Here is a 13,420-nt window from a genome sequence, read left to right as displayed (position 1 = left end):
AAAACAATGTTCCGAATTCTTTTTCTTCTATCAGTTGCCAAGGTCGGAGCCCAATCATCGACCTTGGCTGTATCCGACAGCCTCTACGCCGATGGTAACTACGCGCTGGCCATAAATGAATATGCCAAGGAAGGCTCTTACAGCGCCCAATTGCAAATTGCCCGGGCCTATAATGCCATGGGAAATTACGACAAGGCACTGGTACAGTATGACAATATAGTGCAGAAAAACAGTTCACATGTATTGGCCAAGTACGAGCTTGGAAAGCTGTATCTAAAACTTAAGAAATATGGTGCTGCAAGGTTGGTTTTTTCTGAATTAGCCGAAAAGAATAATCTAAATCCTGAATATTTTTACTATTTGGGAGAAGCATTAAAGGAATTAAATCTTTTTCCAGAGGGTATTGCTGCCTATAAGAAGTCGGTAAAACTGGATAGCACCCATTTGCGCAGTATATTTCAATTGGGAAAATACTATGTAATGCAAAGAGAACGGGATTCGGTCCTAAAATATGTAAATAAAGGCTTAAATTTTTATGAAAATGATGTGAGCCTAATCAACCTAAAGGCCCTCGCCAATTACAATGATAATTTAATATGGCTTGCTTTGCCTTATTTTGAAAGGCTGGTTGAATTGGGAGAGCATAAGGAATATATTTTTGAAGAAATGGGGTATTCTTATTTTGCCATGGCAAAGTACGAGAAAGCAAAGGAGGCCTACGAAAATCTCTTAACGTTTGATGAGGAGAACCCTGTTGCACTATTTGGTATAGGGAGTGCCTATTCTAAATTACAACAACTGGATAGCGCCAAAATTTACATTAAAAAATCAATTGAAGTACAAAAAGTGGTGTTGGATAAGGAATACAATGCTTTGGCCAGATTGGCAGTGGAACAAAACGATCTAGAATTGGCCATCAAATATTACGAAAGGGCTTTTATAGAAGACCCTTCAGGATATCTTTATAAGTACGAAGTTTGCTTATTGACCGATCAACATTATAAGAAACCTGAAAAGTCTCTAAAATGCTACGAGGAATATCTGAATAAATTTGGTGGTAAAAAAGATTATTTCTCGGAATTCACCTCTAAAAGGATAGTGGAATTAAAGGAGGAAATTCATATGGATACCCCTTAAATTGATCAAAAAATTGTAATTTCCGCCCAGAATCTGGCATACATGAGGAAAGTTGCGGTTTTGGCTTGTTTTTGTCTTTTTACCTCTTGCGACTGGTTTACTTCCAATGAAGAAAAAACCCAAGAATTGGTAAATGAGGAAATGCGCAATATAAATTTCAATGAGGTTGATCGATATCCCCTATTTGAGGATTGTGATGAAATGATGGATAAATCGGGGCAATTGGATTGTTTTCAAAATACCCTTTTGTCTCAATACACCGAGACTCTGGAGGATTTTGAGTTTCAATTTGTGTCTGACATCAATACCTCTATATACGTGGATTTTTTGGTGGACTACAAAGGAGAAATATCTGTCTTGGAAGTGCAGCGTAACGAGGATATTGAAAATCAGATTCCAGAATTTCGAAGTATCATCACCCAAAGTCTAAAAGAACTACCCCCATTATCGCCCGCCTTAAAACGAGGGGTGCCTGTATCCTCAAAATTTAGGATTCCAATTATTGTGAATTCTAAATAATCAACGGTATAAACCTAAAATAACTCCTGCATTGGCAAACGAAAAGATAATATTGGGTATTGATCCTGGAACCACCATTATGGGCTTTGGCTTAATTAAGGTGGTGAATAAAAAGATGGAGTTTCTTCAGATGAACGAACTTCTACTTCAGAAATATGACGACCCCTATACTAAGCTAAAACTAATTTTTGAACGCACTATAGAACTCATCGACACCTACCACCCGGATGAAATTGCCATTGAGGCACCTTTTTTTGGGAAGAACGTACAATCCATGCTCAAGTTGGGTAGGGCCCAGGGTGTTGCCATGGCCGCAGGATTATCACGCCAAATCCCCATCACCGAGTACCTGCCGAAAAAGATTAAAATGGCCATTACCGGGAACGGAAACGCCAGTAAGGAACAGGTGGCCAAAATGTTACAAAGTGTACTGGGATTAAAGTCGCTCCCCAAAAACCTGGACAGTACAGATGGCCTGGCCGCTGCCGTATGTCATTTTTATAACGAAGGACGTATTGAAGTGGGCAAAAGCTATAGCGGTTGGGATGCTTTTGTGAAACAAAACGGTGACAAAATCAATAAACAATAAACAATTAGCAATTGACAATAATATATCATGGGTATTGATAGTAATCCTTAAGCCGATATATAGTGAACATTAATCAGTAATAAGTAAACAGTAAGGCAACAGCCAACCGTGAAAAATTTGGTCAGACCTCTTTGCCAATTAATTCGAAGACTTATTTTTGATGTATTGAACAGTAATCAGTAGTTATGAGATTTCAGGATTTATTGGCTTATAAAAAATCTTTTGCCTTGGCAATGAAGATTTTTGAAATTTCCAAAACCTTTCCTAAGGATGAAAGATATTCCTTGACCGATCAAATAAGAAGATCTTCCAGAAGTGTTTCGGCTAATATTGCCGAATCTTACGCTAAGCGACTTTATCCTAAATATTTCATCAATAAATTAACCGATAGCGATGCTGAGAATTTAGAAACCCAAGTATGGATGGAATATGCGATGGAATGTCAATATATAAAAAAGGAAATATTCGATGAGATGGTAAGTGAAAGTCAGGAAATCGGGAAGCTAATCTATTTTATGATTAATAATCCTGAAAAGTTTGGTTCAAAATAGGTTAATTTTACTGACCACTGACCACTGACCACTGACCACTGACCACTGACCACTGAAAAAATGAGCGGCATCTACATACATATTCCTTTTTGCAAGCAGGCCTGCCATTATTGCGATTTTCATTTTTCGACCAATATGGGGAAGAAGGAGGCTATGGTATTGGTACTAATAAAGGAGTTGGAGTTTAGAAAAGAAGAGTTTAAGGATGAGGTGGTGCAGACCATTTACTTTGGGGGTGGAACGCCATCGGTTTTGAATACGGCAGAAATCGACCAGATAATTGGGGCAGTTTATAGTAATTACACCGTGGTAGCTGAACCAGAAATAACCTTGGAGGCCAATCCAGATGATCTGTCCAAGGAAAAAACAATGGAATTGGCCAATTCCCCGATCAATAGACTTAGTATAGGCATTCAATCTTTTTACGGCGAAGACCTGAAAATGATGAACAGGGCACATAATGCCCAGGAAGCTGCGGAATGTATTTCTCTGGCTAAGGTTTATTTTGATAATATTTCCATCGATCTTATTTATGGTATTCCCGGAATGACCAATGAAAGATGGATTTCCAACATAGAAAAGGCCTTGGACTATGGAGTACCCCATATTTCCAGTTATGCCCTTACCGTAGAACCTAAAACCGCCTTAAAAGCATTTATAGATAAAGGACTTATTCCACCGGTTGATGATGAATTGGCAGAAGCCCATTTCCATATTTTGGTCCAGAAATTGGAAGAAGCCGGATTTGTAAATTATGAGATTTCTAATTTTGGGAAACCCGGATATTTCTCTCGCAATAACACCGCTTATTGGCAAGGAAAAAAATATTTGGGAATAGGTCCTTCTGCGCATTCCTATGACGGGATTAGAAGAGGGTGGAATATTAATAACAATGCAAAATATATAAAAGCGATTGCCCAGAACGAGCTGCCCATGGAAACTGAGGTGTTGTCCAAAACAGATCGTTATAACGAATATGTCATGACCGGTTTGAGAACCATTTGGGGTGTATCCCTGGAGCGAATAAAAACCGAGTTTGGCCAGAAGTTTTATGCCTATTTGGCGCAACAGGCTCATAAAAAAATAGTGGACGGATTACTTTACGTAGAAAAGGATCATTTATTGGTCTCGAAAAAAGGCAAATTTTTGAGCGATGGGATTGCAGCCGATTTATTTTTGGTTAACTTGTCGTGAGCATGATTAACAAGTTCAGCGTACATGAAAACCATTATAAAACACAACACCAAAAATTATACTATCGATCTTTCCAAGCCCTTGGACATCTCTATTCCCATTACGGGTAAAAGTTCCAATGTAAATGCATGGTATGTAGATCCGCCAAAAATTGAGCCCCATAGCGAAGGTGAATTTATTGGCAAGGTTTCCGAAGGGGCCTCGACCAATTTCAACGATATTAGTTTTAATCCGCATGCCCATGGCACCCATACGGAATGCGTAGGGCATATTACGGATGAGTTTTATTCCGTAAACAATTGTTTGTCCAAATTCTTCTTTATGGCCGAGGTTATTACCATAGCCCCAGAAAAAATAAATGGGGATTTTGTAATCTCCAAAAAGCAATTGCAGTATGCCTTGGGCAATAAAAATAGGGAGGCCGTAATTATTAGGACCATTCCCAACCTAAAGGATAAAATGACCCGGCAGTATGCCAATACCAATCCCCCATACCTGCTGGAATCCGCCGCCCAATTTTTGGTGGATAAAGGAGTGGAGCACTTGTTGGTGGATCTTCCTTCTGTGGATAAGGAAAAGGATGACGGAGCCCTGTTGGCACATAAAACTTTTTGGAATTACGACGGAAAACGGCGTCTGCAAGCAACGATAACCGAGTTTATTTTCGTGGCTAATTCCATTACGGACGGGAAGTATTTTCTGAATTTACAGATGGCGGCGTTTGAAAATGATGCCAGTCCCAGCAGACCCGTTCTATATTTAATAGAGGAATAATGCGAAGCGGGATGCAATTGCTTTTAAAAGCAGAAGAATTACTAATGTTTCTTCTGGGAATTTATCTCTTTAGTTTGTTGCCATATAACTGGTGGTGGTTTGCTGGTCTAATTTTGGTGCCCGATATTGGAATGCTGGGTTATCTAGTAGATAATAGGATAGGTGCTATCGGGTATAATATATTCCATCATAAGGGTTTGGCCATCGCTATTTATTTTCTCGGGATTTATCTTTCATTACCTTTGTGTCAGTTAATAGGGATTATCCTATTTTCCCATGCTTCCATGGATAGGATATTTGGCTATGGACTTAAATATAACAAGGGGTTTAAATACACCCACTTAGGAGAAATAGGTAACGAAGATGAGTGATATATTGGAACTTTTTTTGGGCCTTATTTTGGGGGCCATTGCTATGTACTGGGTATTTTCTTTTTTTCGAAAAAAAAGAAACAAGGAACTCACGGAACATCAGTCCACCATTCTGTTGGATAAGATAAAAAGCGTCTGTAAATTAATAACGGTAGAGGGCGACTTTGCCGAGATATATAGGTATGAAAACACCAAAGAACGCTTTCTGAGTTTGGTAAGCAGTAAGAAGAAGGCCTTGATTATCATAAACGCCAAGGCGCATATTGGTTTTGATCTAAAGAAACTACAAATGCATGCCGATAACGATAAGAAGAAAATTATTCTTACCAATTTTCCACAGGCCGAAATTTTATCCATTGCCCCTGAACTACAATTTTACGATATACAGAACGGACTTTTCAATTCTTTTACACCAACAGATCTTACTTCATTGAATATGGAGGCAAAGCAACATATAAGGGATAAAATTCCCCAAAGTGGTCTAATGGATACGGCCAATAAAGAGGCCTTGGAAGCGGTACTGTTAATAGAGAAAATTGTGGAAACCATTGGCTGGAAACTGGACTATTCTGCTTTGGAAATGAGCAATCGCAAAAAGCAGTTTTTAGATCAGTAATTTCCTTTTGTTCAAAGGGTCCAATTTGGATAATTGTTTTTTATTTTAGCAGATTAGGATCCAATCTTATAGGTGGAGGCTTGGGGCAGCTTTAAAAAACAAACCTAATTATGAAAACTTTAATTTATACCGTAATATTTTTAACAATGACCGTTTACAGCTATGGTCAAAACAAAGAAAACATGAAGAACTTTGATTCCAATTATGTGCATACCGTTTATTTTTGGTTAAAGAACCCAGATAGTGTGGAGGATAGAAAGGCTTTTGAGACATCGATCTTGAAGTTTATGCGAGATTCCAAATACGCCAAGACCAATTTTGTGGGTGTACCCCCAAAAGCAACGCGCGATGTGGTAGATGGGTCCTTTACTTATTCATTGGTGGTTTCTTTTGAATCTGCAGATGCTCAGCAGAAGTATCAAACGGAGGAGGCCCACAACCTATTTGTAGCGGAATCCAGCAGTTTATGGACCAAGGTCATTGTTTACGACTCCTTGGGTATTTAAGATAGTTTATGGTTACCTATAGGGAGGCGAGTCCCTTGGATTATAAAAAAATCGCAGAATTGCATGTGAAAAGTTGGCAACAGCATTACAGGGGCGATTTTAGCGATCATTTTTTGGATGTGGAAGCAGCTTCGGAAAGGGAAGGTGTATGGAAACATAGACTAACCAGTCCCTCTCCCGATCAATATGTCGTGGTGGCCGAACAGGTCAGTGGAATTTGTGGATTTGCCTGTGCTTACAAAAACGAAGATGTCCAATACGGCACCCTCTTGGACAATTTGCATGTTTCGAGTGTAGTTAAAGGCCTTGGAATAGGTAAGCATCTAATGAAGTTAGTGGCTCGCGAAGTTTTAAGAAATGATCCCAATGCCAAAATGTATCTGTGGGTGCTGGAGAACAATGTAGGTGCTATAGGCTTCTATGAGCGTTTAGGGGGAGTAAATTTGGAAACGGTGGTGGGAAATGATATAGGCGACAAAGAAGTGCGTAAATGCCGGATGGTGTGGGACTCCCTTGAGCTGTTGGCAGAGGATGATGGACATATAATAATCTAACTATGAACATAGAGGAATTCAGGGAGCATTGTATTGTTAAAAAGGGCGTTACCGAAGAATTTCCTTTTGATGCCTCAACCTTGGTGTTCAAGGTGATGGGTAAAATGTTTGCCCTTGTTCCCTTGGAAAGGATTCCGTCCCAGGCCAACTTAAAATGCGGTCCTGAAAGAGCCATTGAACTGCGTGAAACCTATGACGGTAAAATCACTCCTGGATACCACATGAGTAAAGTACATTGGAACACTCTTTATTTGGAAGGGCTGGCTCCAACATTGGTCCGGGAATTGATAGACCATTCCTATGAATTGGTTGTGGCCGGACTGACCAAGAAAGTACAAGCCGAACTTAAGGCATTGGATTAAAAATATTCGAATTATACATATCTCAAATTCCTAAATGGAACACTTAAAAGTATTTTATAAAAAAAGAGTTGAAGCTCACCAAGAGTTATTAGGTAGGGTAAAACAGCGACTAGCCCTATCAAGTGCTGTTCGCTTGATTCTTTTCGTTATTGCAATTACCTTGATCTACCTTGTTTTTGGCGACACAAAATTGGTCCTAGGGATAATTATCGTTACCATCGGCATATTCTTATATTTGGTTTCCAAGCATACGGACTTACAGTACGAAAGGGATAAGTTATTGGCGCTGATCAAAATAAGCGAAACTGAAATTCAAGTACTGGAACGCAATTTTCATCATCTTCCCGATGGTTCTCAATACAAGAATCCTACACATTATTTTGCCCAGGATATCGACCTGTTTGGGAAAGGTTCGTTTTATCAGTATAGCAATCGCACTGCATTGAACCAAGGCAGTGATATGTTGGTGGAAATGCTCTTGTCCAATAATATCGATGTTATTGAGTCCAAACAAAAAGCGGTGGAGGAGCTAGCACAAATGCCCGATTGGAGACAGCAATTTTCAGCTATCGCTATCATGGTGAAAACGGATACCACCACCAAGACCATAGTATCATGGCTCAAAGGATATAAGGCATATGTGCCCAAGGCAATGCGCTTTCTGCCCAATGTATTCTCCCTGGTTTCCGTGATTTTAATTGGGGGTTATTTGCTGGGAATTTTACCAGGTTTTCCCATTTTTATTATTCTTTTGCTCGGTTTGTTGATCAGTGGCTTTTACCTGAAAAAGACTTCAATTTTGGCCTCAGATGCCAATATGGTACAAAGCACCTTTCAACAATATCAAAAGTTGATTTTAAAAATAGAAGAAGAAGAATTTACTTCTGACCTTTTAAAAGAGAAAAGGAATAGCGTTGTTTCCAAAGAACAGTTGGCATCAAAGGTGTTAAAGGAGTTCTCGAAAATACTTAGTGCTTTGGATCAACGGAACAATATGTTTTTTGCCTTGCTTGGAAATGGGTTTTTTCTTTGGGATTTGCGTCAAGCATATAGGATAGAGCAGTGGGTAGGCAAACATGGCTTAAAAGTGGAAAATTGGTTCCATACCATTGCTATTTTTGATGCCTATAACAGTTTGGGGAATTTTGCCCATAACCACCCGTCATATACTTATCCAAAGCTGGTGGAGAACGAGACAGTGCTGAAGTCGGTAAGGGCATCACATCCTTTATTGGACCCCAAGAAGGCAGTTCCGAATGATATCAACATCATTAAGGAACAATTTTTCATTGTAACAGGGGCCAATATGGCGGGAAAAAGTACTTTCTTAAGGACAGTTTCCCTTCAGATAGTCATGGCCAATGTTGGACTTCCGGTATGTGCATCTGCAGCAGAGTACTCACCGATCAAATTAATTACCAGCATGCGTACCACGGATTCCCTTACGGATGATGAATCCTATTTCTTCTCCGAATTAAAGCGGTTGAAGTTTATCGTAGATGAAATTCAGAACGACAAATATTTTATTGTTTTGGATGAAATCCTAAAAGGGACCAATAGCATGGACAAGGCCATTGGCTCGCGGAAGTTTGTTGAAAAGTTGGTGGCCTCAAAATCCACCGGAATCATTGCTACCCATGATCTGAGTTTGTGTGAAGCTTCAGAAGACCTACCACAGATTAAAAATTATTATTTTGATGCCGAAATTATAGACAACGAACTTCATTTTGATTATACCTTCAAAACAGGAATCTGTAAAAATATGAATGCCTCTTTCTTATTGAAGAAGATGGAAATAGCGGAATAGTCTACTTGGGAGGGTTGATGGGGGTGCGAATATTTCCTTAACTTTCGTAGTTAATATTGGCTGAGGCCTTTAGAATAAAAAACATAATGGATTCGCTTACACAGATAGTATTGGGTGCCGCGGTAGGAGAAGCGGTTTTAGGCAATAAAGTCGGTAATAAGGCTATGCTGTATGGAGCCATTGCGGGCACCATTCCAGACCTCGACGTTTTGGCCAATTATGTTACGGATAGTGTTACGGCTATAGAATTGCACAGAGGGGTTAGTCACTCTATTTTCTTTTCGGTAATATTTGCCCCAATTTTCGGGTGGCTTATCTTTAAATTGGAGAAAAATGGCCCAGCCACTTGGAAAGACTGGTCCTGGTTAATGTTTTGGGGGCTCTTTACACATCCCATATTGGATGCTTTTACAACTTGGGGAACCCAACTATTTTGGCCATTTGACTTGAGGTTGGCTTTTCAGAATATATTTGTCATTGATCCTTTATACACCCTGCCCTTTTTGGCATTTCTCATAATGGCCCTGCGACAAAAACGCGACTCGCCAATGCGTGGTCGTTATAATACTATGGGGTTGATAGTTAGCAGTGCCTATTTAGGACTGACACTGGTACTGAAGGGAATTGCATTTAAAAAGATTACGGATAGTCTGGACGAGCAAGGAATAGCTTATCAAGAAATGGATGTGAGACCGTCTCCCTTTAATACTATTCTATGGTCCGCCAATGTGGATGCAGGTGATGCTTACCTAATTGGGAACTACTCTTTTTTTGATGATAAGCCCGTTCAATTCAGTAGATATCCTAAAAACCATGAATTGTTGGGCAGCTTGGCTGGGAATGATAAGGTGTTGAGGCTTAAGAAAATTACGGAAGGATGGTTTACCATAAACGAGAAGAACGGACAGTTGTTTTTTAATGACCTGCGATTTGGATTGATGAGTTTAGATCCCAATGAGCAGCAATTTGCCTTTAATTATAAGTTGGTTTCCAAGGATGGTGATCTGTTGGTAGAAGAAACTCCTAAAATGAAACGGGATGCCAAAAAACTCATGACAGCCCTTTGGGGAAGGATGTGGGGGAATTGAAATGTTGATGCCAAGTAGGATATGGTTAAAAAATTGTATAAAATAAAACACGTAATTTTTTGGTCTGGTTTAGGCGGGGTAATATTCTTTGTGGCAGCTTCTGTAATTGGTGGCCTTCTTTTGGAAGCGTACAGTCACAATCGGCAATTGATAAGTGAATCCTATGCCAAGGGTACGGAGTATGGGCCTATTCTTAGATGGGGTGCAATAATTCCCAGTGGAAGTCTTATGTCTGTCTTTGCGTTTCTTTCTCCCATGGTCTTGCCAAAGAGTCTATTAGTCAAGTTAGGATTCTGGGGCCTAGGATTATTTTATGGTATGGCTACAATTGTGGTTGGTATTTTTCCCTGTGATGCCGGCTGCAACCCCGAACTTATAGATCCTTCCACTTCCCAGATTATCCATAATTTTTCAGGAGGACTTACTTATTTAACAGTGCCCTTCTGTATTCTTGCGGTGGGGTTGGGATCCAAAAACTTTTTGCGGAGACTATCCGCAATTTTTGGCCTAATGTCCATTGTTTTTATGTGGTTGCTACTTGGAAACTTGAATAGTTCCTACCTTGGACTTTTCCAGAGATTACTGGAAGGGTCCATATTGGTTTGGATATGTTATGTATCTATATTCATAAAAAAATTATGATTCCTTATAAACTCTTTACTTGTACCTCATGAAAGGCATTGGCCTGTAACTTCAACAATTCCTCAGCCTTCTGTTTTTTATAATTGTAAATTTCTTCCTCCTCGGCTATTTCACCGTAAATTTTATTGTTTAACAGGGTATCCGTTTCCAATACTTTTTCCCGTTGACTTACTTTTTGGGTAACCCAGGTCCTAATGGCACTTTCTTCATCTTCCAGTTTATAATCATATGATCCTTTAGGGGATAATAACTTTGCAATTATGGGTGATGTTTCTATGGCCAGGAACAAAAGAAAGATAAAAAAGGAAGGCATCCAGGGTAGTTTATCCAAGGCGTTTATACGAGCCATTAGTCCATCGAAACTATTAATGATGGGTTGTGTAGTTGTTATTTGATCGGCGTATTCCAAATCCAAGGCTGCAATTTGGGTTTCCAAAGCTGTAATTTTTTCGGCGTTCGTTTGTTTTAGGGATTGTAGTTCGGCCAAGGCGGCATCGTGTTTGTCCCGTTTTTCCTTATACACAGGTCCTTTGCCCAATAATTTGGTTCCTGCGGTACCTTCGGCTTCTGAAATATAAGTGTCATAAAGGGCATTGGTTTCTGCCTCCTTGCCAACAATTTCATTTTTTAAACTTGAAATATCGGAGTTTAGCTTTTCAATTTTTGGGGTGTATTGGGTAGCGATTTGCTCTTTATTGGCAAGCGTCATCGTATTTTTTTCCTCCAGGAGTACCTGATTGATCTCCTTTTCAAAAATTTTCATTTCCAGAGGTTTGGAAATAACAATGGCGATGATCACGGCCAAAATTATTCTAGGGGTGGCCTGCAAAAATTCACTTTTAAAGCTATTGGTCTTCTTTATGGTTGAGACAATAAATCGGTCCAGATTAAAAATGAGCAGTCCCCAAATAAGTCCAAAGAAAATAGAGGTGTAGACATTTTCGAATACAGTGAAAAGGGCATAGGCACTGGCGATAAAGGCCATGACCGCGGTAAAGAAGACAGTAGCACCTATCCCGGCATATTTATTTTGCTCTCCCTTGGAGCAAGTTTTGAGAATATTGGAATCTGCCCCTGAGCAGAGAATGAAAAATTGCTGTAACATAGTGTTCTGATTTTTGATTGATTTTCTATTTCAAATGGCACCAAAATATAGGCTTGGAATAAGGTTTTAATTAAGCTGTTTTTGGTAACATCCGATACCAGTTAGAACGTAGGGCATTGTAAATTGTTACATAATAAATCATAAAAAAACATATTAAGTCCTATTATTTTCTGACGGAACCACTTCATTGGGAAGGATGTAAAGGATAACAAGTAGTATTTGTTTAGGCTGATTTATATCATGTTTTTTGTACGGAATGCTGACGATATTTATAGTGTTGGTTGATCAGTTAAATCTCACCATTAAATTTGATAGTGAATGTTGTTAATTAAACATGTGAACTCCATTTTTTAACCAACGGACTATTAATTAATATAAAAATATATTAGAGTATGAAAAGAAGAGAGCCAGTATCAAAAATTATGACAACAAATTTGATTACTATAAATCACACCAATAGTTTATTGGATGCGGAAAAATTGTTTGAAAAACATAAGATTCGCCATATCCCTGTTGTAAGCAATAAAAAGATTATTGGAATATTAAGTTTAACGGATTTGTTGCGGATCAGTTTTGTGGATACTTATGGACAGGATGATTCCCAAGTGGACACGGCAGTTTACAATATGTTGAGCATTGAACAGGTCATGGTAAAAGACCCCGTACATATTTCTCCATCCTTGAGTATAAAGGAGGTTGTGGAAATATTGGCCAAAAAGGAATTTCATGCTTTACCAGTAGTTGAGAATGGAGACTTGGTCGGGATTGTAACCACCACCGATTTATTGAATTACTTATTGGAACAATATTAGGATAACTTAAAGCCGAGAGGTTTGGAATCTTATTTTAGGATTTTTGGACCTCTTGGCTTTTTTGTGTCCTGTACCCAATCCTGCAAGGTTTTCTAAAGCTAGTAGGTATCTCAGTTGGGTGATGGTTTTAGTCCTGCAAGGTTTTAAAAACCTCGCAGGGGAAGGTGGCATCCCGACCTTTTTTTTGTCGGGATGGCGGAAGGGGTAGTGTGCATTCTTGGGCTATAGTGATGTGGCTATTAGTGCAATCTCTATTTTTTCGGGCTTTCTACCCGCCCCGTCTTCTTCCCCGACTTGCTGTCGGAAAAGAATCCACCCCTCCCTGTCCAGGGTGGGGAGCCGCTTTTGGCAGGTAAGTCAAATAGAATAGTCCAGAAAGAATCTATTTTATTTGAATATTGCTAAAACCGGGCGTCATCCTTAATTGATTTTTGCGTAACTGTGGAGCCGCAATTTTTTGCTTTTTATCAGCCTGTTTCTAATCCTGCAAGGTTTTCTAAACCTTGTAGGTATCTCAGTTGGGTGATTTTATTAGTCCTACAGGGTTTTAAAAACCTTGTAGGACTGCCTTTTGATGGTTAGGCCTTGGGAGCTCCTTCCCCTCGCAGGGGAAGGTGGCATCCCGACCACCTTTTTGTCGGGAAGGCGGAAGGGGTAGTGTGCATCCTTGGGCTATAGTGATGTGGCTATTAGTGCAATCTCTATTTTTTCGGGCTTTCTACCCGCCCCGTCTTCTTCCCCGACTTGCTGTCGGAAAAGAATCCACCCCTCCCTGTCCAGGGTGGGGAGCCGC

Annotated in this window: 16 protein-coding genes; 15 read left to right on the top strand and 1 reads right to left on the bottom strand. The window is 39.6% G+C overall.

All coding sequences use genetic code 11. The annotated features are described in order from the left end of the window. Positions 1–6 precede the first annotated feature (6 nt). The 14 genes from H4O18_RS09745 to H4O18_RS09680 all read left to right on the top strand — a co-directional run bounded on the left by H4O18_RS09745 (position 7) and on the right by H4O18_RS09680 (position 10,710). On the top strand, positions 7–1,137 hold the full coding sequence (locus tag H4O18_RS09745; protein WP_246474197.1) for a tetratricopeptide repeat protein: 1,131 nt from the start codon (positions 7–9) through the stop codon (positions 1,135–1,137). A 42-nt stretch (positions 1,138–1,179) separates the two neighbouring features. Continuing rightward, the gene (locus H4O18_RS09740) at positions 1,180–1,656 is read left to right on the top strand and encodes a hypothetical protein (protein WP_187583984.1); all 477 of its coding nucleotides are present in this window, start codon (positions 1,180–1,182) and stop codon (positions 1,654–1,656) included. Between the two features lie 31 nt (positions 1,657–1,687). After that, the gene (gene ruvC, locus H4O18_RS09735; RefSeq protein ID WP_111623759.1) at positions 1,688–2,245 is read left to right on the top strand and encodes a crossover junction endodeoxyribonuclease RuvC; all 558 of its coding nucleotides are present in this window, start codon (positions 1,688–1,690) and stop codon (positions 2,243–2,245) included. Positions 2,246–2,430: 185 nt separating this feature from the next. Next, on the top strand, positions 2,431–2,796 hold the full coding sequence (locus H4O18_RS09730; protein ID WP_187583982.1) for a four helix bundle protein: 366 nt from the start codon (positions 2,431–2,433) through the stop codon (positions 2,794–2,796). Positions 2,797–2,856: 60 nt separating this feature from the next. Then, positions 2,857–3,990, top strand: a complete 1,134-nt coding sequence (hemW, locus tag H4O18_RS09725; protein WP_187583980.1) for a radical SAM family heme chaperone HemW — start codon at positions 2,857–2,859, stop codon at positions 3,988–3,990. 24 nt (positions 3,991–4,014) lie between these two features. Then, positions 4,015–4,764: a cyclase family protein gene (locus tag H4O18_RS09720; protein WP_187583978.1), complete on the top strand. Its 750-nt coding sequence runs from the start codon at positions 4,015–4,017 to the stop codon at positions 4,762–4,764. A gap of 11 nt (positions 4,765–4,775) precedes the next feature. Further along, positions 4,776–5,135 (top strand): DUF4260 domain-containing protein, encoded by a 360-nt coding sequence (locus tag H4O18_RS09715; RefSeq protein WP_187584244.1) that lies wholly within the window; start codon positions 4,776–4,778, stop codon positions 5,133–5,135. Continuing rightward, positions 5,128–5,751, top strand: coding sequence for a DUF4230 domain-containing protein (locus tag H4O18_RS09710; RefSeq protein WP_187583976.1), 624 nt, complete (start codon positions 5,128–5,130; stop codon positions 5,749–5,751). Before H4O18_RS09715 ends, H4O18_RS09710 begins: the two co-directional genes overlap by 8 nt. 110 nt (positions 5,752–5,861) lie before the next feature. After that, positions 5,862–6,257 (top strand): Dabb family protein, encoded by a 396-nt coding sequence (locus H4O18_RS09705; protein ID WP_187583974.1) that lies wholly within the window; start codon positions 5,862–5,864, stop codon positions 6,255–6,257. A gap of 8 nt (positions 6,258–6,265) precedes the next feature. Beyond that, positions 6,266–6,811, top strand: coding sequence for a GNAT family N-acetyltransferase (locus H4O18_RS09700; RefSeq protein WP_187583972.1), 546 nt, complete (start codon positions 6,266–6,268; stop codon positions 6,809–6,811). Positions 6,812–6,813: 2 nt separating this feature from the next. Then, the gene (locus H4O18_RS09695; RefSeq protein ID WP_187583970.1) at positions 6,814–7,173 is read left to right on the top strand and encodes an MmcQ/YjbR family DNA-binding protein; all 360 of its coding nucleotides are present in this window, start codon (positions 6,814–6,816) and stop codon (positions 7,171–7,173) included. Between the two features lie 34 nt (positions 7,174–7,207). Further along, positions 7,208–8,980 (top strand): MutS-related protein, encoded by a 1,773-nt coding sequence (locus H4O18_RS09690; RefSeq protein WP_187583968.1) that lies wholly within the window; start codon positions 7,208–7,210, stop codon positions 8,978–8,980. Between the two features lie 86 nt (positions 8,981–9,066). Next, the gene (locus tag H4O18_RS09685; protein WP_187583966.1) at positions 9,067–10,068 is read left to right on the top strand and encodes a metal-dependent hydrolase; all 1,002 of its coding nucleotides are present in this window, start codon (positions 9,067–9,069) and stop codon (positions 10,066–10,068) included. Positions 10,069–10,089: 21 nt separating this feature from the next. Then, positions 10,090–10,710 carry a DUF998 domain-containing protein gene (locus tag H4O18_RS09680; RefSeq protein WP_222942384.1) on the top strand — a complete coding sequence of 207 codons (621 nt, stop codon included), beginning with the start codon at positions 10,090–10,092 and terminating at the stop codon, positions 10,708–10,710. A gap of 4 nt (positions 10,711–10,714) precedes the next feature. Here H4O18_RS09680 and H4O18_RS09675 read toward each other — a convergent pair whose 3' ends face one another. Next, positions 10,715–11,815: a DUF4407 domain-containing protein gene (locus tag H4O18_RS09675; RefSeq protein ID WP_187583962.1), complete on the bottom strand. Its 1,101-nt coding sequence runs from the start codon at positions 11,813–11,815 to the stop codon at positions 10,715–10,717. A 392-nt stretch (positions 11,816–12,207) separates the two neighbouring features. Between H4O18_RS09675 and H4O18_RS09670 the strand changes: the two genes are divergently transcribed. Beyond that, positions 12,208–12,627 carry a CBS domain-containing protein gene (locus H4O18_RS09670; protein WP_187583960.1) on the top strand — a complete coding sequence of 140 codons (420 nt, stop codon included), beginning with the start codon at positions 12,208–12,210 and terminating at the stop codon, positions 12,625–12,627. Positions 12,628–13,420: the final 793 nt, after the last annotated feature.

The sequence above is a fragment of the Arenibacter arenosicollis genome (genome assembly GCF_014397245.1).
GTDB classification, from domain to species: Bacteria; Bacteroidota; Bacteroidia; order Flavobacteriales; family Flavobacteriaceae; genus Arenibacter; species Arenibacter arenosicollis.
Note: the sequence above shows the minus strand (reverse complement) of the source record. Positions and strands in the feature narration are given on the sequence as shown.